Annotated in this window: 15 protein-coding genes and 1 CRISPR repeat array; of the genes, 7 read left to right on the top strand and 8 right to left on the bottom strand. The window is 55.1% G+C overall.

The features are described 5' to 3' along the window. Positions 1–23: 23 nt before the first annotated feature. The 4 genes from cas3f to ACDI13_RS05785 all read right to left on the bottom strand — a co-directional run bounded on the left by cas3f (position 24) and on the right by ACDI13_RS05785 (position 8,033). Entirely contained in the window at positions 24–3,437 is a 3,414-nt protein-coding gene (gene cas3f / locus ACDI13_RS05770; RefSeq protein WP_316991000.1) for a type I-F CRISPR-associated helicase Cas3f, read from the bottom strand. A 10-nt stretch (positions 3,438–3,447) separates the two neighbouring features. Beyond that, complete coding sequence (gene cas1f / locus ACDI13_RS05775) at positions 3,448–4,428, bottom strand: type I-F CRISPR-associated endonuclease Cas1f (RefSeq protein ID WP_316990999.1); 981 nt, start codon at positions 4,426–4,428, stop codon at positions 3,448–3,450. A 278-nt stretch (positions 4,429–4,706) separates the two neighbouring features. Continuing rightward, positions 4,707–6,902 (bottom strand): TonB-dependent receptor, encoded by a 2,196-nt coding sequence (locus ACDI13_RS05780; RefSeq protein WP_316990998.1) that lies wholly within the window; start codon positions 6,900–6,902, stop codon positions 4,707–4,709. A gap of 12 nt (positions 6,903–6,914) precedes the next feature. Continuing rightward, entirely contained in the window at positions 6,915–8,033 is a 1,119-nt protein-coding gene (locus tag ACDI13_RS05785; RefSeq protein WP_316990997.1) for a YncE family protein, read from the bottom strand. Between the two features lie 217 nt (positions 8,034–8,250). On the opposite strand from ACDI13_RS05785, the gene mutS reads away from it, so the two are divergent. The 7 genes from mutS to bioD all read left to right on the top strand — a co-directional run bounded on the left by mutS (position 8,251) and on the right by bioD (position 19,435). After that, positions 8,251–10,887 (top strand): DNA mismatch repair protein MutS, encoded by a 2,637-nt coding sequence (gene mutS, locus ACDI13_RS05790; RefSeq protein ID WP_316990996.1) that lies wholly within the window; start codon positions 8,251–8,253, stop codon positions 10,885–10,887. Between the two features lie 349 nt (positions 10,888–11,236). Continuing rightward, complete coding sequence (locus tag ACDI13_RS05795) at positions 11,237–12,427, top strand: JmjC domain-containing protein (protein ID WP_316990995.1); 1,191 nt, start codon at positions 11,237–11,239, stop codon at positions 12,425–12,427. A gap of 466 nt (positions 12,428–12,893) precedes the next feature. Further along, on the top strand, positions 12,894–14,138 hold the full coding sequence (locus tag ACDI13_RS05800) for a benzoate/H(+) symporter BenE family transporter (RefSeq protein WP_316990994.1): 1,245 nt from the start codon (positions 12,894–12,896) through the stop codon (positions 14,136–14,138). Between the two features lie 172 nt (positions 14,139–14,310). Next, positions 14,311–14,698: direct repeats of the CRISPR family, unit length 29 nt; unit sequence ATTTCTAAGCTGCCTATGCGGCAGCAAAC. Between the two features lie 341 nt (positions 14,699–15,039). Then, positions 15,040–16,236 (top strand): cytochrome P450, encoded by a 1,197-nt coding sequence (locus ACDI13_RS05805; RefSeq protein WP_316990993.1) that lies wholly within the window; start codon positions 15,040–15,042, stop codon positions 16,234–16,236. Beyond that, a complete protein-coding gene (locus ACDI13_RS05810) occupies positions 16,233–17,399 on the top strand; it encodes an 8-amino-7-oxononanoate synthase (RefSeq protein WP_316990992.1) in 1,167 nt (388 codons plus the stop codon). The genes ACDI13_RS05805 and ACDI13_RS05810 overlap by 4 nt, the downstream gene beginning before the upstream one ends. Before the next feature lie 6 nt (positions 17,400–17,405). Further along, a complete protein-coding gene (gene bioA, locus ACDI13_RS05815; protein WP_316990991.1) occupies positions 17,406–18,746 on the top strand; it encodes an adenosylmethionine--8-amino-7-oxononanoate transaminase in 1,341 nt (446 codons plus the stop codon). Further along, the gene (gene bioD, locus ACDI13_RS05820) at positions 18,743–19,435 is read left to right on the top strand and encodes a dethiobiotin synthase (RefSeq protein ID WP_316990990.1); all 693 of its coding nucleotides are present in this window, start codon (positions 18,743–18,745) and stop codon (positions 19,433–19,435) included. Before bioA ends, bioD begins: the two co-directional genes overlap by 4 nt. Before the next feature lie 16 nt (positions 19,436–19,451). On the opposite strand, the gene ACDI13_RS05825 is transcribed toward bioD, so the two are convergent. The 4 genes from ACDI13_RS05825 to dapA form a co-directional block, all read right to left on the bottom strand. Then, on the bottom strand, positions 19,452–19,826 hold the full coding sequence (locus ACDI13_RS05825; RefSeq protein WP_316990989.1) for a DUF4880 domain-containing protein: 375 nt from the start codon (positions 19,824–19,826) through the stop codon (positions 19,452–19,454). 10 nt (positions 19,827–19,836) lie between these two features. Continuing rightward, positions 19,837–20,157: a sigma factor-like helix-turn-helix DNA-binding protein gene (locus ACDI13_RS05830; protein ID WP_316990988.1), complete on the bottom strand. Its 321-nt coding sequence runs from the start codon at positions 20,155–20,157 to the stop codon at positions 19,837–19,839. Between the two features lie 394 nt (positions 20,158–20,551). Beyond that, positions 20,552–21,685: an outer membrane protein assembly factor BamC gene (bamC, locus tag ACDI13_RS05835; protein WP_316990987.1), complete on the bottom strand. Its 1,134-nt coding sequence runs from the start codon at positions 21,683–21,685 to the stop codon at positions 20,552–20,554. Then, positions 21,682–22,587: a 4-hydroxy-tetrahydrodipicolinate synthase gene (gene dapA / locus ACDI13_RS05840; protein WP_316990986.1), complete on the bottom strand. Its 906-nt coding sequence runs from the start codon at positions 22,585–22,587 to the stop codon at positions 21,682–21,684. The genes bamC and dapA overlap by 4 nt, the downstream gene beginning before the upstream one ends. Positions 22,588–22,593: the final 6 nt, after the last annotated feature.

A 22,593-nucleotide genomic window follows, 5' to 3' on the forward strand; every position in this document is an offset into this window, starting at 1 on the left:
CTGTACTGTTAATACAGACTCATCTATCCCTTCCGACTAAACCCGAGCGCCTCACTCCAGACCCACCCATTTTCACTCGCCCCCACTGATACCATTCCAAACTTGTAGGCGAACGCCTCCAGGGACAGATCCATTTCCTGTGCCTGCCGTTGCATCAGTTCTTCCAGGCTCTCCGTCTGCCACCTGATGGCGCCTTTATCCTCTGGTACCGACACAGCATGCTTCAAGCTTGCATCAACAGGTACATACTGTTTTCCTCCATACCGATCTTGATCCTGCACTTTATGGAGCCGCAAGATTTCGTCTTCATCCGGCAAAAAAACAAGCTCTACTTGCTGGCTGGTCTGCTCCCTGAAGGGCTGCATTTGCTGTACAAAGCCCAACAAATGCGCCTGCGGCTCTGCCCAAAAACTGCTGGCGTTCAACACAGAAGATGCAGTAGACACACTGCTATTCTTCTCTCTGGGCAACATCTGCGTCTCCAAGCGGGCATGCTCCAAATCAACCAAGCTCTTACGAGGTTGTCGTTGCGACAAAGCACGCGGCAGGATTCGCGGACGAGCATCGACGCAAAACTGATGTTTTTCATCCACCAGGGGCTGGAGCACCGAGGCTAAATAATGGCTTTCTAAAAGATTCGGTCCAGTCCCCTCAAACCCAGGCCGACAAAAGGCGGGCTTTCCCTTGCCTGCGCTAAAGTGCAAGAGGTTGGCGTTACACAGCAAAATATTAAGATCACGATCGCTTTGATCACTTCGATGTCGACGCACCCGCCCTGCCAGTTGAATAATGGATCGCATGGATGAAGGCTCAACCACCGCCCAGTCATAATCGTGATCCCGGCCTACTTCTGCCACTGGCGAGCCGACCACAAGAAATAAATGATCCTGAGCACTGGACTGATCCAGTTTCTGCCGGATTAAAGGGTGGTTAAACACCGCTTGGGGCTGCCGTCTGTTCATGACCTGATCGAGCATATGCTCGATTGCGGAGCGCATCACCAAGGGATACTGAGAGTGATATACACACACATGCAATTGAACGCCATCCGGCATCCCGGCCTGATACAAGGCCAACGCCACCTCACACAAAGGATTGATGTTGGCCATACGCAATAAACCAAAACTGACTCGTTTACCGCTATGGGGATCTTGGCTGTGATTTTTCTTATGCAGCTTGAATATCCCTAGTCGGGCCACCTGCGCAAACTGTATACGCTGCTCGTGCTTAGAAAGTTTCGCCATGTTTGCGGGCAAAGCCAACAACTCAGCCCGACGCCGTACAACTTGCTGGCCCAGCTCCTGTACCCGCTTCTGTACAAACGCATGATGTTGGACTTCAAACTCGTGCGCCTGTCGACACGGTACATATACCTGATGAAACTCATCCACCCAGAGGCAGGCAATTTGCACAGGCTCGTCGGGGCGCAATCCGCGATTACGTTGAAACCAGCGACGCCCCGCCGCATAAGCCAAATACAGCCCCTGCACCAATGCGGGGGCTAAGGTGGCGGAGGACAATAAGACTCGGGAACCCAACAGCCCCGCCCAATGCACCAAACGCGTTAAGGCGGGCAAATCATCCAGGTCAAAATCATCTGGCTCATCCAACACCAGATCCCCGGTCAACAAGCGCAACATAGGTGCAATCTGCCGTCCGCCGCGCAAACTCTCGGTTGCTGGAGTCAAATGATCAATCGTGCACACCAGCAACGGAGCACTTAATAACTTTTGCGCTCCCGGCTCATGCGCCAACTGTTTTAAGGCCGGATGATCCGTATTGCTGTCGTAAATGACATGGCTACTTTCATCAATCAAGCTTTGCCGCGAGGCGGAGCCACTGCGTTCTGCCAACTGTTCGTAATACTCAAACAAGGCTTTCTGACTAGAGCCACCCACTTGAATGGCCAAGGCATCCTCATCCAAGCCCAGGTCAGTCTGAAAACTACGCCCGGTCTGCAAAGTCAAGGTACGCAATCCAATAGCGAAGGCACAACGCAGCCCTAAAGCAGGATCCGTCAGGGCATTCATGATGCGGGCATTCGCCAGGGTTTTGCCACACCCCGTTGAAGCCATATTGACGATAAAAGCACCGCAATCCCTGGATTCTTGCCGTACCGCTACAGCCAGATCGGCCGCCTTGTCCTGCCAGTGAAAACGCGCATCCGCGCTACGCTTTTTCAGCTTTCGATGCGCAATCAAATGAGGTAACTGCCCCCTCAAGGAGGGCAAGCTATGCACCAGCTTTCCGGCCTGATGCTCCACCCCAAGCAAATGCTCATCTAAAGGCTGCAGTAAATGGCCGGTAGCTCGGTCTGTATTGGCATAAAGGGGGAAGTTTTTCTCCCCCTGAAGTCGATGCTCCTCTTTTTTCAGGCCCGAGTAATAGTGATCCGCCAGCATCAGCGACAAGCGCGACAGGTGCATCACATAAGGATCATGCAGTAAGTCTTGCCCAGTCAAAACATGTGATTGCAAGGCTTTGGCAAAGCGAGCTGCCCGCTGCCTCCAAAGCAAGGTACGCACAGGTAAGCCATGCGGGAAATGCCAATATGGCTGACAGCGATCAATGGCCTGTTTATCAGCAACTTCAAGCCATGGCTCATTCCAATCAGCGTTCACCTTGGCCAGTAAGTGTTCTAGTGCTTGCGCACTGCCGTTGTAGGGTTTTTTCCCGTGCCAAAGGCGACGCTCTGGATCTGGGTTTTGCTCGTCGGGGCAAGCAGGCAAACGGTGATGCGTCAGTACGAGCCAGGCAATTGCTTGCGCCAAGGGAGGTAAACCAGAACCATCTTGTGCAAACGGTCTATGCTGTTTTGTCTGTTGATCCAGGCCATCTTTATATAGAACATGGCCTGATTCACCTAACCAGACTTGTTCAAATGCGTGAGCATCGGCCTGTTTATGCCCGGCCAGCATCAAGCGATGTAACCAGCCTTGATCATCATCCGGCCCCACAAACGCCTGAAATAAACGAACCGACACCCACTCATGCCGATAACGATTCTTTTCCGGCAAGGAGCCGGGTTTTAATCGGGCCTGAAACGACTGGCAGGATTTACCCAAATCATGCAGCAAAGCCGCCAAGCCAGAAAGCAGATTGATTAGCGACAAATTGTGCCAATTATTCTCATCCGCCTGACGCAATACATCTCGGGAGGTGGAGTGCGTCGGCACTGCACCATACTCATTAAATTGACTGCGATTGCCCACCACCCACAACAATTCAGTGTGATCCTTGCCACGTATCCAATGACACGCAACCGCTGTATTTTTTCTAGCGGTTTGCCGCAACAATTTGCGTAAAGTATCCAGGCCGGCCTGCGTAATGGCCGTTTGCCAAGTACGCTCCCCTCGACGCTCTGCAAACTGATCCAAAATACGACGTGTTTGGACCAAGGCCTGTTTTGTACATTGCGACACCAGCAAAATATTCATGCCTGCAGCCCTACGAATCTACAACATCGGCTGAAACACTCATCGCAATATCTTTCAGGCTATCGATCATAAAGTCCAACGACTCACTGCGCGTCAACGCCTCGATACACTGCCGTCGAAACTCCTGCTCCTGATCGCCATGCATCGCAGATAAAAACGCCTGCGGCAAAATAATGGCATCCTTAACCAAATCAGCCGCATCAAACACCAAGCCGCCTCGGCGTGTTTTGCCATGAAGCACCGCCAAGCCATGAGGCAAGCCCAGCACCCAGCACGCAGTCGCTCCCAGACCATAGGCCAGGTAATTACCATGATCCAAAAAACGATTGGCAGGGTCCAAGCCCTGCCCTTTTTTGACTCGGGAAAACTCACCATACTGCACCGCATTGGCGGCTATACGAAACAGCGCCTTGCTAAGCCGCGCCTCCTCTGTCAAAACATGCGTAACATCAGGTGCATATTGCAAAGAGGATGCACTTTTTTCTAATACAGCATCAAGCTCGGACAAAACCGGCTGAAAGCCCATGTCCTGTATCTCCCTACGCCCCCACTGAGAACGCAAGAATTTCAGTCGCAGGCTCTGCAATTTCAAGGCGGCTTGCAAGCGTAGATCGTCTTTAAACCAAAACCGCACCCAAGCCTGCAAGTATTCGGTAGGGCGATACTCACTTTGAGGACTAAGCCATGCCACCTCTACATCCATGGGGGAGCCTGCAAATAAAGGAGTCCCTCCTCCACCACAAAACCCCACAAGTACTCCTGCCTTAGCCAGCTCCCGCATGGCGGCCTGGGTCAACGACGTTCCGGTTCCCAACAAAATGCAGGTGGTATTGGCAATGGGGATATTCCAATACAAGGCTTTTTTTCCTGCGTCAGTTACGTACTCGACCCGCCCGCCATTAAGCAATACACGGCAATGTTCCAAATAATAAATATTTGCACGCTTGGAATGCAAAATAGTTTTCAAGTCGGAGGCGGCGATAGGTTCCATAAATCAGCTTGTAACATCTTCTTTTTTATTTTTCTATTAGATAAATCAGCCGTTCATTTAATTAGCCAGCGTACTACTTAAATACAAAACAACTGACGGCTGGTCGTCACGAAGTCAGGGGCTAATCACACTAGCAAGCACCCACCTAACAGTCACAAAAGAAATACTAAGAACTAAAACTGTCAGAGTTATTCTGAAATAAAAGGCGTCATCCCGGTTTTAAGATACCGCGCTCAACATGCCAACAAAGGCAGGGGAGGTACTCCCCTGCCCTATCCTTAAAACTCGGCGGACACACTCAACATGAAGGTACGAGGCTGCGACAAAACCAGATAGCCATTATTGGGATAACCGCCAACTGACGCCCAATATGCCGTATCGGCCACATTCTCGACACTGGCCCGAAACGTCATGGGCACACCGGAGACCTTGCGCTGATAGCTGGCTCCCAGATCCCAACGTACCCAACCTGGCACACGGATCGCATTGGCCGAATCCGCATAACGGGCACCGGTGGCCAGCAACTGGGTATCCAGCGACAAGCCAGTCACCTGCGGCACATCCCAGGTCAAACCCAGACTGCCTTGCCAGCGCGGCACGCCAATCACGCGCTGGCCTTCGCTAAGCGGATCACCCGTGTTTTTCTGCTTGGTATCCAGCGCAGTCACACCACCGAGGATGCGCAAGGAATCCGTCAACTGACCGTAAAAGCTCAACTCCAGCCCGTTATGGCGATCCTTGCCCGACTCCACAAAACGCAGCGTGTCATTGACCACGCCACGCGGTTTGGTCGTGGTGAAGAAGGTCAACCCGCCGCCCATGGAGCCATTGTCGTACTTGATACCCAGTTCTTTTTGCTTGGCAACAAACGCTGATAAACGCTGCCCTGCATTCTGAACGGGCTGGTTGTTAAAGCGAGTCGGAGCCAGATCACCTTGGGCCAGGCTTTCCGTATAGTTGCCATACAAAGCCCATTCATCCGTCAGCTTGAATACCACTCCTGCTGCGGGGCTGGTGTGTTGCTGACGGTCTTTGCGTTGCAGGGCCTGGGTTCCGTAGTCGTAGCTGCGCGTTTCCATAATCTGATGGCGCAAACCCAGCATGACTTCCAGCCTGTCATCCCAGAGGTACATCAAGTCGCCCAGGGTGTAACTCGTCAATTTGGTGCGCCCCACTAACGTCGGAGATCCCAGATCACCACCCGAAAAGGCAATGGGTGGCAAGGCATAGCTCACAGGATCATAGAGATTGCTGTCCTGCACGCTGCCCATGGCCCAGGCGTTTTTCTCCTTGTGGTCATACAGAGAAGCCGCAGCAACCAGTTCATGCAACACAGGGCCGGTTTCAAAACTGGCTCGCAAGCCCAGCTCGCCCGTTTTCACATCATCTCGTCGGGAGTTATCGAAACGTGAAAAGGTAGATTTACCCGAAACCGCATCGGTCACTGTCAGGCCCGCCAACTGATTTTCTTCCTTGCCATTTTTCATGCCAAAGGCCGCCCACAGCGTGATGGAATCATTCAGATCATATTCCCCACGCACCGTGCCAAAGACAGTTTTCTCATTGGAATAAGTCCAGGGCTGAGCAAAGTTACGCTTGTGAGAGGGCAGCTCCGGCAAGGCCGACAAGCCGGCCTGCAAGGTGACATTGGGCCGGACTTCGCGCAGCTTGTGCTCCTGATAGCCCAGGTCGGCAGACAAGCGTACACGCTCACCACGCCAATCCATCCCCACGGTATACAGGTCCAGACGGGTGTGTTCATTGTCGACCGCCGTATCACCGCTGCGTTTGATGGCATTGATGCGAATACCTGCCGCATCATCCGCAAAGCGACGCGAAATATCCGCCTTGATCTGGCTTTGCCCGCCACTGCCATAACCCACACCAAGCTTGGTCAGCGGATTCTCCCCCGCTCGTTTGGGCAGCACATTGATCGTGCCCCCAATACCACCGCCAGAAGGTGCGGCACCGTACAGAAAGCCGCCTGCTCCATGCAGCACTTCAATACGCTCGGCCAGTTCGGCCGCGGTCGCTTGCCGGGGCAGCAAACCAAACAAGCCGTTGTAAGCAATATCATCGGAAGCCGTCAAAAAGCCCCGAATGAAAAAGCTTTCCTGGAAGTTGCCAAAACCACGCGCCACCCGCACGGAAGGATCATGGCGCACCACATCGGCTACCGTGGTCGCCTGCAATTGCTCGATATAGCGGCTGGTATAGCTGTTGACGCTAAAGGGCGAGTCCATATTATCCAGAGCCCCCAATATCCCCACCCGGCCACCGCTGGCGACCTGGCCGCCCGCATACTCGGGCAGCAAACCCTGACGCGAGGCATCTGCACTGGCATTGACGGTAATGGTGGACAACTCCTGCGCCTGGACAACATCCGCCTGGTCTTGCGCCTGAGCCTGTACATGGAGAGCAAGCAGGGATAAGACAAGAGAGCGTCCCAGGCAAGGTTTAAATAGACGTGTCATCACGATTACCTATCAACCCTTGATGTTCTTCAGGTCAATACGCACCACGCTCTCACGCTTGCTGGCTTTGTACTGAGGGGTGAACGGTGCTTTAACAGTGACGTACAACTGACTGTCCGGGCCCAGCTCCAGGCTGTTGGGGTTTTCGGGCAAGTTGTACTGCGCCTTGACCGCATAGCTGGCGCCATCCAATACAGACACCTTGCCTTGCTCGCGGTGCGTCAAATACAGCTCGTCACGATCGGCGTTATACAGGATATCCATCGCATCGCCCACCGGCAGTTGCTGCAGCAATTTACCGTCGCGGGCATCCAGCACATACACAGTTTTCTGATCTTTGGTTTCCGTCACATACAGACGATTGCGGGCGGAATCCAGCGCGAAATTCAAGAGCAAGGCGGGTTTGACGCCAGCCGGTTTCCAGCGCTGTTCGATCTTGTTGGTCTGAGTATTCACCACCATCACCTCGCCATCGCCATCGCCATTGGCAGCATACAAACGATGCGAGGCCGAATCCACCAGCAAGCCGGTCACCCATTTGCCTGCGTTTTCAATGGTGTCAATCAGTTCCAGATTACGATCATCCAGTACCCAGATCACGGCAGGCGCACCGACGGCTCCCACATAGACACGACCTTGCTGAGGATCGTGACGAATCGTACGCGGCCCCATTTTGGTGTCATCAAAACTCCTATTGTTGAAATGGACGCGCTCTATGCCCCCGTCCTCCTTTAGCTCTACTTTGGAGACGGCAGCAGCCAGACTATTGGTAACGTACAGAGCGTCGCCCGAGGCGTTTCTTGTCAGGCCGAAGTTGCTCTCGTCGGTATATATCGTCCCCTTCACATCCAGGGTGATGGGGTCCAGCTTGTAGATCACACCACCACGAACCGAGGGTGCCCGCTCTGCCGAGGCGACATACAAGGAATTGTCAAAAGGGCTGTAAACCGTTTGATAAATCCCGTAGGCCAGATCCTTGCGCAAGGCTCCTTCTGCCGTAATCGAAGTCTTTTGTGCCAGCTCCGGCGTCAGAGGCAACGAGACCGCCTCGGCCGGCTGGGCGTAAGCAAGCGATCCTGCGCTCAGCAAAGCGGCAGACAAAACAGACAAAGCGAGACAACGTGTAAACATGGGAATATCCTGTTTTCTAAATAAAAGTGATTATCATTTTTATTATTACATTAAGCACTTCCATGCTCAAAACCGGGATATCCCTGCACCTTAAGGGGAAATACGCGAGACTAAATCAGCCACTTGCCTATCCCCCACGTGACTGCCCTCGCTACAATATCGACTCAGCCGCCTTCTGGGCGGCCTTGTTGTTGAATTCCCTGACCTGTACTGCGCTATGACCTCTGCTGCCGATCTGTCCGCCCACACGCCCATGATGCGTCAATACCTTCAGCTCAAAGCGGAGGCTGGCTCGCATCTGTTGTTCTATCGGATGGGGGATTTCTATGAGATGTTCTACGCCGATGCCGAGCGTGGCGCGCGCCTGCTGAACCTGACACTGACCAAGCGTGGTTCCTCCAATGGCGAGCCCATCCCGATGGCAGGGGTACCTTTTCATGCCATGGAAGGGTATCTGGCACGTTTGGTTGCCTTGGGCGAGTCCGTCGCCATCTGTGAACAAGTCGGTGACCCGGCTGCCAGCAAAGGCCCGGTCGAGCGCAAGATCATGCGCGTGGTCACCCCTGGCACACTGACCGACGATGCCTTGTTGCCTCCCAAGGCAGATCGCCTGATCGCCGCTTGCACACTCATCAAAGTACAACGTCAGGAAATGGTGGGACTGGCCTGGATGAACCTGGCCAGTGGTGAATTTCTGGTCAGCCAGTGCGAGCCAGACATGCTGGATACGGAACTGAACCGTATCGGCCCTGTAGAACTGGTCTACCCCGAATCGCTGCGCCCTGCCCCGGAACTGCCCCAAGCCAGTTGCCACACCTTGCCAGACTGGCACTTTGCACAAGACGGTTCGCGCGAAACCCTGCTGGACCATTTCGATCTGGACTCCTTGGCCAGCTTTGGTCTGGACGAGCTGCCTGCGGCGACAGCGGCGGCCGGAGCCTTGCTGCGCTATGTCGGCAGCACACAATCCCAATCCCTGGTTCACATCACCGCTATCCGGGTTCAGCACAGTTCGGACTTTCTGGTGCTGGATGCGGTCACGCGCAAGAATCTGGAAATTACCGAAACCATTAGCGGTGAAACCAGCCCAACCCTGTTCTCCACACTGGACCATTGCCAAACCCCCATGGGCAGCCGCTTGCTGCGCCGCTGGCTGCATCATCCCTTGCGTCTGAACCACGCCGTTCAGCAGCGTCAGGACGTGGTGTCCCTGTTCTTCCAGACCCAGCAAAGCGCCAGCCTGAATGCAGGTGATCCTTTGGGTGCGCTGCGTCATGCCCTGCGCCGTTTTCCAGACCTGGAGCGTATTGCCACGCGTATTTCCCTGCGCAGCGTGCGTCCCCGGGAGCTGGCCAGTTTGCGCGACGCACTGGCAACGCTACCCGAACTGCGTCAGGAATTGGAACAGAACTTTGCGCAGTCTGAACATTTGTATGGGCATTTGTTAAGTTTGGCTCTGGACCCGGAGCTAGCCTCTTTGCTGCAGGCAGCTATTGCCCCCGAGCCAGCCTTGCTAATCCGTGATGGGGGTGTCATTGCCGATGGCTACGATGCCGATCTGGACGAATTGCGCAGCTTGGCCAGCGACAGCGGCGATGTGCTGGTCAAGATCGAAGCCCGTGAGCGCGAACGTACCGGCATCGCCACCTTGCGCGTCGAATACAACCGTGTGCATGGTTTCTTTATTGAGGTCAGCCGTGGTCAGGCCGACAAAGTCCCCGACGACTACCGCCGCCGCCAGACACTGAAAAACGCCGAACGCTTCATCACACCTGAACTAAAAGAATGGGAAGACAAAGTCCTGTCCGCGAAGGACCGCAGTCTGAGCCGCGAAAAGTTCCTGTTCGATGAATTGCTGGACAAGCTACAAAGCTATGCAGGCCCCTTGGCCTTGTGCTCCAGCGCCCTGGCGGAACTGGATACCCTGTCTTCCCTGGCGCTGCATGCGTTGGACAATAACTGGGTCGCCCCGGAACTAAGCGAACAGGCCGGCATCTGGATTGAAGCGGGTCGTCATCCCGTGGTGGAACACAGTATCGAGCGATTCACACCCAACCATTGTGAGATGCACGCACAACGCCGCATGTTGCTGATTACCGGCCCGAATATGGGTGGTAAGTCCACCTATATGCGCCAGGTTGCCTTGATTGCCTTATTGGCCCGCATCGGTAGCTTTGTACCGGCCAGCACGGCCCGTATTGGTCAGATCGATCGCATCTTTACCCGTATCGGTGCGGCTGATGACCTGGCCGGTGGCCGCTCCACCTTCATGATGGAAATGACTGAAGCAGCAGCGATTCTGGCTGGCGCCACCCCCTACAGTCTCGTGCTGATGGATGAAATTGGCCGCGGCACCTCCACCTATGATGGTCTGGCCCTGGCCTGGTCCATCGCGCATCGCCTGCTCAGCCACAATCAGGCATTGACCCTGTTTGCCACGCACTACTTTGAAATCACGCGTCTGCCTAACGAGCTAGCTGCCGCTGCGAACGTACACCTGGCCGCCGCAGAATCGGCTTCGGGCATTGTATTCCTGCACGAAGTTCAGGAAGGTCCGGCCAGTCGCAGTTACGGGATTCAGGTTGCACAGCGTGCCGGCATCCCCTCTGCGGTGATTCGTCAGGCCAGCCGTGAGCTCAGCCGCCTGGAAGCACAGAATGATCCTAGTGCCCAACTGGATCTATTCAATGCAGGTAGCGCCCCCGAAGCCACGGTGGCGGAACCTGATCCAACCACAGAACAGGCACTGGAACTGCTGGATCAGTTCAAACAACTGGATGTAGATGACATGAGCGCACGCGATGCCCTGGATCTGCTGTATCGCTGGAAAAAAGAGATGAAACCCGCTGACTAAAACAAAGGGAGCCGTTATGGCTCCCTCAGGCAGCTCTTTCAGTGTGGTCTCTGGATGCCGATCTCACAACCTTTGCTTGCTCTGTGCCATTGACGCCAAAGGCCCAAAGGCTTCGGGGAACCTCTATCCAGTCTGCACGCTGGACTCCAGGAAAAACCGTGACCATCGAAGCATCGGATTTCCAGATTGACTAAGTGCCAATCATCACCCATCCATTCTGCCCGAATACAGCCAAACTATTTTTCCGCTTTCTTTGCGCTTCATCCGCCTTAGGCACAAACAGCACAGCAGCCGAGGCAAGCCGGATCAGTTAAGCTACGGGCTAATTTAATTCTTGTTCGGGCAGTCCATGACTATCGACCAGCCATTGACCCTTTTGGGTGGCATCAGCGCGCATGAATTCATGCAAACCTACTGGCAACGCAAACCGTTATTGATACGCGGCGCCATCCCTAATTTCCAGCACTCGCTAAGCATAGACAATATCCGTGAGCTGGTAACGCGTGAAGAGGTCGAGTCGCGCCTGATCATGCATGATGGCGAAGACTGGGAAATGGAAACCGGGCCTTTTGACGAACTGCCGCCCGCCTCGCAGCCCAACTGGACCGCCCTGGCACAAAGCGTGGATCTGCACGACGACAACACCGCTGCCCTGATGCGTCAGTTCCGCTTCATTGGCGATGCCCGTCTGGATGACGCCATGATCAGTATTGCCTCTGACGGCGGTGGCGTAGGCCCACACTTTGACAGCTACGATGTGTTCCTGCTGCAAGCCCACGGCAAGCGCCATTGGCGTATCAGCCAGCAAAAAGACTTAAGCCTGGTGCCCGACCTGCCCTTGAAGATTTTGCGCAATTTTCAGGTCGAAGAAGAGTTCACCCTGGAACCCGGCGATATGCTGTATCTGCCCCCGCACGTGGCGCATGACGGGATTGCGATTGGCGACTGCATGACAATTTCCATCGGCTTTCGCTCGCCTACCCAGGCAACGCTAGCTCGTGGTTTGATGGACGCCGCCTCGGATCAACTGGCCGCTGCCAGTGGTGAAGGCTTTGGCCTGTATGCCGACCCGCCCATGTCCATGCCCGAAACCATGCAGCAACGCTACACTGACCCAGACGCACAGGCCAGCACCACGCCTGCCGCCTTGCCGGAAAACCTGATTCAAAAGTCGCTGGATGCCTTGAACGCCATTCGTTTTGACGAAGCACTGGCCTCACGTTTTCTGGGCGTCTGGCTGACCGAATTGCCCAGCAATAGCTGGTTCGACATCGCCGAAGACCCGGTGGATCTGCACGACCCCGAGCTGCCTGAGGGCCGCTTGGTTTTGGATCGCTGTTCGCGCATGATGTACCGCGACAATGAACTGTACATCAACGGCGAGGTCGCCCCCTGCCCGGCCAGCCCGGCGCTGAAACAATTGGCTGACCAGCGTGAACTCTTAATTCCCGGCGAGCATTTTGAAGCCCTGGATGAAGATGAACGCGAAATGCTGAATGCCTGGCTGGATGACGGCTGGCTGCAATTCAAGGAAAACTGAGCACCGAGCCACTAGCTCTGGCGAGTTCAGCAAAAAAGCGGGGCAGCTTGCAGGCTACCTCGCTTTTTTATCTCTAGCCCCAAAAGAATCGAAAGCCCGATATAGTTGCTGATTGCGGTTGCGGTTGCGGTTGCGGTTGCGGTTGCGGTTGCAGTTGCGGTTGCGGTTGCGGTTGCCACAGTATTATTCACGCCATCCAGCAAGAAAAAGCACTATCATGAAAAACGCAATTCACAAGATGAGCAACTCGTCATAAAGCCACCATTAGTGACTTTGCAGCCCAGCTTCAATCCAGCTCGGGTCACACTCAACAATCCTGTAGCCACCCCACTCCATATAGTCAGGCACCTACCTAATTCAAAAGTGGTCTGACCTATTCCCGGAAAGCGTCCTGCCAGACCAGTCCATTTAATCGCTATAAATAGTGCTTGTTTGTCATCTCTCCTTTTGGAAAGCGCAGAGCACTATGTCTACCTCCCGATCGTCCTCATCCTATTTAGTCAGCGACCTGATCCCGCCTATCGTGGCCGGTCTGATCTCGGTCATCGTTAATTACGGCGGCACCTTCATTCTGGTTTTCCAGGCCGCCAAAGTCGCTGGCCTGAGCCCTGAGCTGACCGCCTCCTGGGTCTGGTCGATCTCCATTGGTGTAGGTGTTACGGGCCTGCTCTTGAGCTGGGTCTCGCGCGAGCCCATCATCACCGCCTGGTCTACTCCAGCAGCCGCATTTCTGGTGACTGCTCTGGCCAGTACCCCCTACGAGGAAGCCGTCGGCGCCTACCTGATTTCGGCAGCAGCCTTTGTGGTCCTGGGCCTATCCTCCTACTTCGAGCGCCTGATCCGCCTGATTCCAAACGGCATCGCCGCCGGTCTGCTGGCCGGGATTCTGCTGCAATTTGGCATTGGGGCATTTGGCAGCATGACGCTAGACCCGAAGCTGGCCGGCTTGCTGATTCTGGCCTACCTGATCATCAAACGCTTTTCCGCACGCTACGCCGTGGTGGGCATACTGATCCTGGGCCTGAGCTTTTTGCTGCTGGAGCATCGCGTCGACCTCAGCGGTCTGAAACTGGAACTGGCCGCGCCAGTGTTCACCATGCCGGTGTTTACGCTCAATGCCCTGCTGAGCGTGGCCTTGCCCTTGTTTCTGATCACGCTGACTGGCCAATACATGCCCGGTATGCTGGTCCTGCGTAACGACGGTTTTCGTACCAGCGCCAACCCGATTGTGTGGGTGACCGGCCTGGGTTCGCTGATCATGGCTCCTTTTGGCTCCCACGCCATGAATGTAGCGGCCATTACTGCAGCCATCTGCACCGGGCCAGAAGCGCACCAGGATCCCTCCAAACGCTGGGTTGCCGGGATTGCCGCTGGTGTGTTCTACATTCTTGTCGGTGTTTTTGGCCTGACGCTGGCCGCCGTGTTCATGGCCTTCCCCGCAACGTTCATCACCACCCTAGCGGGCTTGGCGCTGCTGGGCACCATAGGCGGCAGCCTGGCAGGGGCCATGGCCGATATCAAATCACGTGAAGCAGCCTTGATTACATTCCTGGCCTCGGCTGCCAATATCACGCTATTCGGGATTGGCGGGGCCTTCTGGGGACTGGTGATCGGTCTGCTGGCGTACTGTATTTTGAATGGGAAGTTGCCGCAGCGTAAAACCGAACAACTGAGTAATGATGGACTACCGGCAGCATCTGATGCTCGGTAACTAGTTGGAAGAAATAGCAGACTAGGGCGGTAGTCCTAGTCTGCTATTGCTGCAGGGCCGCTACCAGAACTGGCCTTGTCACTGGATAGGCGACGGCCTACGACAAAAAGCTAGCTAAGCAGCTGAAACTTCCTCTATTTCAGCGGCCATATAGCAGCAGCCTGTGGCCTCCATTCTTGAACTGCCTATGCGGCAGCAAACGTAGTCGCAGGCCCGCAGCTCCTTGTATTCCATTTCTAAGCTGCCTATGCGGCAGCAAACGAGCCTTACTTCGTCACCACCTCTGACGGTAATTTCTAAGCTGCCTATGCGGCAGCAAACTTGCGGAGGTCACATGGGAAGTTGTGCGACCATTTCTAAGCTGCCTATGCGGCAGCAAACGGGTAAAGCGTTAAATGGCGAATCTGCGGAAATTTCTAAGCTGCCTATGCGGCAGCAAACCGGGATACCCAGGCCGCAAAGATCAACGAACATTTCTAAGCTGCCTATGCGGCAGCAAACTTCGCAGGCGGTGGTGGCGCATCCACCGGGCTTTCTAAGCTGCCTATGCGGCAGCAAACTAGAGCGTTTATCCCTGAGCGCCAAACAGACTCTATCTTATGGCTCTTTTTGCCTCCCAAACCCTTTTTTTTGACAACTTTATAAGCATCTGATTTTAAATGAAATTTCAAAACCATAGAAAAAAGGGTTCTACAAGGAAAGCTCAATCGCTTCAAATCCACTGATCAATTTTATTGTAAAAAATAGTCACACAAATTAGCCTAACAGCCTCCATAAACCTCAAACCACTTTCTAATCCCACCAAAACACCCTGAAAGAATTAATAGACACAATCTCCTGACTGCCTCTTTCCGGCTCAAGTGCTAGCCTGCGCTGGCTTTGGTTTTCAGGAAACGGTGTCATGTTTGGCGATTTCAAGCTTGCGTCTCCCTACCCGACTTATGCCTGCCTTCGCCAGGGGTCGCCTTTGGTGTGGGATGCGGATTTCTGCGGTGGGGCTTGGCTGGTTCATAGGCATAGCGATGTACAAGCCGCCCTGCGTGATCCTGATTTAAGTGTGCGGCGTGTCGGCGGGTGGGTAGCTCAGGCGGGCGCTGCCCCCTCCCCGCGTCTGCAAACCTTCAAGGGCTTGATGGCCCGGACACTGGTTTTTCTGGATCGCCCCCGTCACACACGCGTCCGGCGGGTGGTGAATGCAGCTTTCAGCGCCAAGGCATTGGAATCCTTGCACGACACGATCAAGAGTCGTGCTGCGCAAATCCATCTTGGTTTGAAAGACAAACTGCGGCACGGCTCTGCGGATCTGGTTGATGAGGTCTGTCGCCCGCTCCCCGCCTTGGTCATGATGGATGTACTCGGTTTGCAGCAGCTACCCTTATCGGTTTTTCAGGCCTGGTCAGAGCAACTGGCACGTTTCATTGGCCTAGCGACACCGGATCTACCTTTGTTGATGGATACGCAGGACGCTTTGCTGGAGATGGCCGACTTTCTGGGTAACACCATCAATCTGCAAGAAGGTGGGCTGGCCTGGCGACTGTTGCATGACGAGCAGCTCTCTCTGCACGGCAGGCGCGAGCGTTTGGCGCAGTCCTGTATGTTGCTTTTTGCGGGCTATGAAACCTCCCGGCATCTGCTCAGTTCACTGTTTCAGACTCTGCTAAGCGACTCCACAAAGCGGCAGGAACTGCTATCGAATCCACAAAAAATTCCCGCCGCGATCAGGGAGGTTCTGCGTCACGACAGCCCGATTCAATACACGGCCAGACGTTTGATGCAGGACCAACACTGGCACGGCCAGCATTTACGCAAAGGACAACTCTTGCTATTGCTATTGGGCGCTGCCAACCGGGATCCGGAGGTGTTTGCCCATCCCGACGAGCTGGACTTCAGCCGCGACAATCAGGCCGAGCTCTCCATGGGCTATGGAATTCATCATTGTCTGGGAGCCGGTTTGGTGCAGTTGGAGGCAAAACTGGTACTTGAGCAGTTTCTGCCTTTGCTACCTCGCCTGCAATTGGCTCAAGGAGAGCGCATTCAACTCCCTGCCTATCGGGGCTGGAACCGCTTGCTGGTTCAATACCGGGCTGCTCAATCATGAGTGCTTTTCTCACTCATCTGGATCAGCAATTGGAGGCCTTGAAGACCAAGAAGCTGTGGCGACAAAGAGCCATCAGCCGTCCCTTGCCGAACGCGCATATCGAGCGCAATGCTCAGGTCGTGCTGAACTTCGCCGGCAATGACTATCTGGGCCTTAGTCAGCATCCACAACTCAAACTGCTGGCAGCACAAGATGTAGCCGGAGCCACGGCCTCCCCACTCATTTGTGGGCATCATGCGCTGGCTCAGGCACTGGAGCAGGATCTGGCAGACTGGAGTGGCTTCGAGGCCAGCCGTCTTTTTGTCAGCGGCTACCAAGCCAGCTTGGGTGTCATTCCCGCGCTGGTCGGCACGGGCGACACCATCTTCTGTGACAGGCTGAACCACGCCAGCCTGATTGATGCCAGCCGTCTATCCGGTGCTCGTTTACGTGTGTATCCCCATAGGGATATGGCACGGCTGGATAATCTACTCGGCAGACCAACGCCGGGCTTCAAGCTGGTGATCTCGGACAGCCTGTTCAGCATGGACGGGACAATAGCCCCGGTCGATGAACTGATCACCTTATGCGAACGCCACGATGCCTTGTTGTATCTGGACGATGCACATGGCTTGGGCATTTTGGGCGAAAACGGGCGCGGTGCGCCTGAGCTTTTCCAGCTCACGGCCACACAACGTCGGCGTCTGATTTATCTGGGGACTTTTGGCAAGGCAGCCGGGCAAGGCGGCGCTTTTATTGCCTGCTCCCATAACTTGGCCGACTGGTTCACGCAATCCGCCCGCAGCTATGTGTACAGCACCGGCTTGGCACCGGCACATTGCGCTTCCTTGCTGGCTTGCCTACGGCTGATCAAACAAGCTCAGCCCCAGCGGGCCTTGTTGAAAGAACACATCCAAACGCTGCAAACCTTGAGCCAGGACCTGCCCTGGCGTCTGGCGCCGTCCGACACACCCGTGCAAAGCCTGCTGATGGGCGAGGTGGAACCTGCTTTGCAGCTATCCGAAACGCTTCTTCAAAAAGGTATTTGGGCACCGGCCATACGCCCGCCCACCGTTCCCCGCCATCAAGCCCGATTACGCATTTCCCTGTCTGCCGCCCACCGGCATCAGGATATTGAAAAACTGGTCCAGGCACTACAGGAAGCCGCCCACTCTTTACGGTGATTTGCCATGAACTCAAACTCTCTCCCTCCTTTGGCCCAACGCAGCTTGCAAGCGGTCTGGCATCCCTGCACTCAGATGCAGCATCACGATCAAGGCGTACCGCTACTGGCGATCAAGCGCGCCCAGGGCGCCTGGCTGTATGATGCCAACGGCAACGCCTACCTGGACGCCATCAGCTCCTGGTGGGTGAATCTGTTTGGACATAGCCACCCGCATCTGGTGCAGGCAATTAGCGATCAGGTCCAGCAACTGGATCACATCATGCTCTGCGGCCTGACCCATGAGCCGGTTGTGCAGCTTTCCGAACGATTGGCCACCTTGAGCAGCCATCGCTTAGGCCATGCTTTTTATGCCAGCGACGGCGCTTCTGCAGTGGAAATTGCCTTGAAACTGAGCGTGCACTACTGGCGCAACCAGGGCCAGGAGCACAAGCACCGTTTTGTAGGCATTGCACAGGGATACCACGGCGAAACGCTGGGTGCTCTGGCCGTAACCGATGTGCCCTTGTTCCGGGAAAGCTACGGCTCGCAACTGGGCCAGCAATACACCGCAGCCAGCCCCGATCTGCGCCAGGCCCATAGCCCGGACGAACACCACCAGGTCACCACAAACGCACTGCAGTCGTTGAAACAGATTCTGGAGAGCCATCAGGACATTGCCGCCGTGATTCTGGAGCCGCTGGTGCAATGTGCGGCTGGCATGAACATGCATTCACCCGACTATCTGCGCGGTGTGCGTGAGCTATGCGACCGCTATCACGTACATTTGATTTTGGACGAGATTGCCGTGGGTTGCGGGCGTACCGGCACCTTCTTTGCCTGCGAGCAGGCAGGTATCTGGCCTGATCTGCTGTGCCTGTCCAAGGGAATTACCGGCGGCACGCTGCCTTTGTCCGTGGTGCTCTCCAGCCCCACGATTTTTCAAGGGTTTTATGATCAAGACTTGCGCCGGGGCTTTCTGCACTCTCATTCGTACACCGGCAATCCCCTGGCCTGCCGCGCCGCGCTGGCTACTCTGGACTTGTTTGAGCAATACCCTGTCTACGAGCTGCAAAAAACGCTGGGGCAAGCACTGGATGACGGCCTGCAAAAACTGAATCGACAGTATCCCAGGATGCAGCATCTGCGCCGCTGCGGGGTGATCTGGGCCTTTGACCTGGACACGGGCCCGGCTCGCTACGATCACCAGGGTTTTGCACGACGCTTTTACCGCTCAGCCCTGCAACAAGGGCTGATGCTGCGCCCTATCGGCAATACCGTGTACCTGATGCCCGGCTATCTATGGGGCACACAAGAAGTGGAGCATTGCCTGAATGGCCTGGGTCGTCTGCTGAAGGAATACGCATGAGGGCCTGCTTTGTGACGGGCACCGATACGGAGATTGGCAAAACGCTGGTCAGCTCGGCTTTGCTCCACTTACTAAGCCAAAGCGGTGCACGCACGCTGGGCATCAAGCCTATTGCGTCGGGGGCCGAGGAAATAGAAGGCCGTCTGCATAACGAAGACGTAGACGCGCTGGCCCGGCACTCCAGCCTGAAACCTGATCCGGAAACACTGACACCGTACTTGTTTAAGCCCGCTGCGGCACCCCACATTCTGGCTGAGCAAACAGGAGTCGAATTAGACCCGGCTCTGATCCAAAAAACGGTTCATGCAGCGGCAATACAAGCCGACTATGTAATCGTTGAAGGAGTGGGAGGCTTCATGCTGCCCCTGGGACAAGGGCACACGGGGGTAGATTTGGCACAGGCGTTGCAGCTACCTGTAGTCTTGGTGGTTGGTTTACGTTTGGGGGCCTTGAATCATGCCTTGCTGACCGTTCAAGCCATACGCGCCAGTGGCTTGAGCTTTCTGGGCTGGGTCGCCAACCACATAGTCCCGGAGATGAATTATGCCAAGGAGAATCTGCAAACGCTGCATGACTATCTGCCGGGCCCTTGCCTGGGTGTCATTCCAAGACTGGAAGCCACAACGCTGGATGAGCGTATCCAGCAAGCTGCGCAATACCTACGTTCACCTTGGGGAGATAAGACCTAGACACTTTGTACAAGGCTTATAGAAAATAGCTACCGATACTGCCCAAAAACGCCACACCTAGCAGCAAACATACCGCCCCACCCAAAGCAAAACGCAAGGCAGGGTTGGCAGACCACATGTCCACGCAACTATTTAGCACGCGGCGACACCATACTCTCTGCCCTGCCGCACTGGCGGCTTGCTGGGAGCTCGCACGCAAACGGCTCAAATGCTCCTGGCTGATTCCATCCATGGCTTCCCACTCCAGCTTCCAACGCAGGAAAGCGGCCTGATGCTGAGGGTCAATGGACAGCCAGGCGCGGAATGCCGCCTGGCTACGGGCGTCGCCTTGGTGTTTGGGGTCATGCTGTTTGAGCAGCCAGTTCAAGGCCTGCTCATCGATGTGCTGCATGTGTTCGTCCTTAGACATACGAACCAGCCGGACGCGGCACAGCCCCGTCCATCCGATCGACTGGTGCCGGGTTGTGGCGGCACGCCAGCATGGCCATACGGATATAGTGCTCAACAACCCGAGGGCTGGTGCCCATACGAGTCGCGATTTCTTTGTAGTTCAGGCCCTCAAAGCGGTGCAGCACAAAGGCTTCGCGGCGGCGACGAGGCAAGGCCTCGATCATGGCCAGCACACGAGCACCCGGCTCTGAAGGAGCATGAGCAGAGGCTTGTGAGCCACGCAGCATGCGCAGGCAAAAACTTAAACCGTTACGATAAAACGATTTCAGCATGGGCCACTCCTTAAACACAGCAAATGATAATAGTTCCTATTATCTTTACTGTTTTAGAGAAAGTCCAGCCCTGCTCGATAAAGATTCACTCGGCTCACAAAATAAAAAGTGGCCCCTTTCAAGCAGCCCACACAAGAACAGCCCTCCCCTTTCAGGACAAATCCCACCAGTTGCCTCTCCTTCGCCCAAAGGAAAAAAGTGTCAACCGAACCCAGGACAGACTAACAGCCAGGCGGCAACCACACTGGCTGCGTTTGACGCTTGATGCCAATTGACATGCCTTTTTAGACTTGAAACCGTATCAAACCCATTCAGGGCAGATCAAGGGCATAAAAAAAACCCTGGCATGAAACCAGGGTTTTTTCCAGACGGCCCGCAGGCCAGCTTATAACAATCAGTTGCCGGGGCGCAGATTGGTGGAAAGCACATTGATAATGCGCTTGGCTGTCGCCGTCGTCTGTTCCTGACCTTGCTGATCCAGCACCGTGACACGAGTACCTGCACCTTGGGCACTGAGCTTGATGCGGAATGGTGTGGCTTCGGCGGTGTTGCGACTGCCAAAGATGCGGCCAATGATGTTTTGCTGTTCGATCTTCTCGCCCGTATCCGAATCCAGATAGCGGATAAAGAACTCACCCGTGGAACGATCACGATCCTCCACCGAGAAACCAGCGGAGTCGATGGCCACGCCAACACGACGCCATGCACGATCAAAGGACTCGTTGAGCGTCAGTTCGGCCTGATCGCCCTTGTCTGAGGTCTGGACTTGAACGCCAGCAGGATCTTTGGTGGCATTGGCCACTTGTTCACGTGCGGTTTCAATATCCGAGCCCAGGAAGACCATCATGCGAGCCAGCATGGCGGCATTCAGACCGGGATCTTCTTTGGCGAACACCCACTTAAAGGCGGTACCGTCTGCCGTGGGTGTTTCTTCCATATGCTGGTGAGACACATAGATTTCTGTCTTGTTGCCGACGCGCTCAAAGCGGGTACGGAAGCGGTCTCGTTCACCACTGTCAAAGACCTGGTCAATGATGGAACCCAAGGCACTGCGAATCCAGCTTTCTGGAATCTTGGCACGGTTTTCAGCCCAATCGGTCTGGATCAAACCAGCGCGAGGATCTTGAGACTGAATGGTAAAACCATGATCACCCCAGAATTCGATAATACGAGGGAACAGGTCTTCCACGGGCCGATCGACCACCAGCCAACGCAGATCGCCGTCACGCATCACTTTGATGACGTCGGACTGAGGCAGAATATCATCCGCCCCGCCTTTGAGCTGCTGCGCACTCTGACCTTGCGAGTAGACCGAATAAGACGTGGCCCCTTCTGGCGCACGGTAATGTGCGTCGCGGTTAGCCTGAGTCAGATCCGGCGGAATGCTCAAGGGATCGCCTGCAACCGTACTCTTGTAATTCACCGACTCGCCCTGGCCCATAATCTGGTCCATTGTCGAGCAGCCCGACAGTACCAACAGGCTCAAAGACAGCCCGATCAGGCTTTTATTAACTGGCTTAGCAATCATGGAAGAAGATCCGCAAGTTTCAAGGATTGACGCAGCAATTCGTGATGCTGTGTACTTAACGGCGTCAATGGTAAACGATATCCCAGTTGAGTAAGGCCCATTTCTGCAACGGCCCATTTCACGGGAATGGGGTTAGCCTCAATAAACAGGTTTTTATTCAAACCTGCCAGATAGGCGTTCAAACGGCGTACCGTCGGTACGTCCATATCCAGGGCAGCCTGACACAACTGGCTCATCAGGCGTGGGGCCACGTTGGCCGTCACAGAAATATTACCTTTGGCGCCCAATAAGATATACGCAGCAGCGGTAGGATCATCACCGCTGACCACAATAAAGTCTTCCGGTACATCACGCAGCAACAGGCCACCACGAGCCAAGTCGCCCGTTGCGTCCTTGATACCGATAATGTTGGGGATTTGAGCCAGACGCAGAACGGTATCGTTCTGCAAGTCGGCTACCGTGCGACCAGGCACGTTGTACAGAAACTGGGGCAGGCTGACCGCTTCGGCAATCGCGCGAAAATGCTGGTACATGCCTTCCTGGGTGGGACGGTTGTAGTAAGGCACCACCGACAAACCAGCGTCTGCACCCACTTCCTGGGCGTGGCGCGACAGCTCAATGGCCTCACGGGTGGAGTTACCGCCTACACCAGCGATCACAGGAACACGACCGGCAGCGTGCTCCACGGCAACCTTGATCAGTTCAGCGTGTTCATCCACCGACACCGTAGGCGATTCGCCCGAGGTTCCAACAACCACCAGCACACGTGTTCCTTCCTGAATGTGCCAGTCGATCAACTTTCGGTAAGCGGCAAAATCCAGACCCCCATTGGGATCCATGGGTGTAACAAGGGCCACCATACTGCCCTGAAAATTGGAAATAGCAGAGTCCGAACTTGCCATGATGAG

The sequence above is a fragment of the Alcaligenes faecalis genome (genome assembly GCF_041521385.1).
GTDB lineage: Bacteria > Pseudomonadota > Gammaproteobacteria > Burkholderiales > Burkholderiaceae_B > Alcaligenes > Alcaligenes faecalis_E.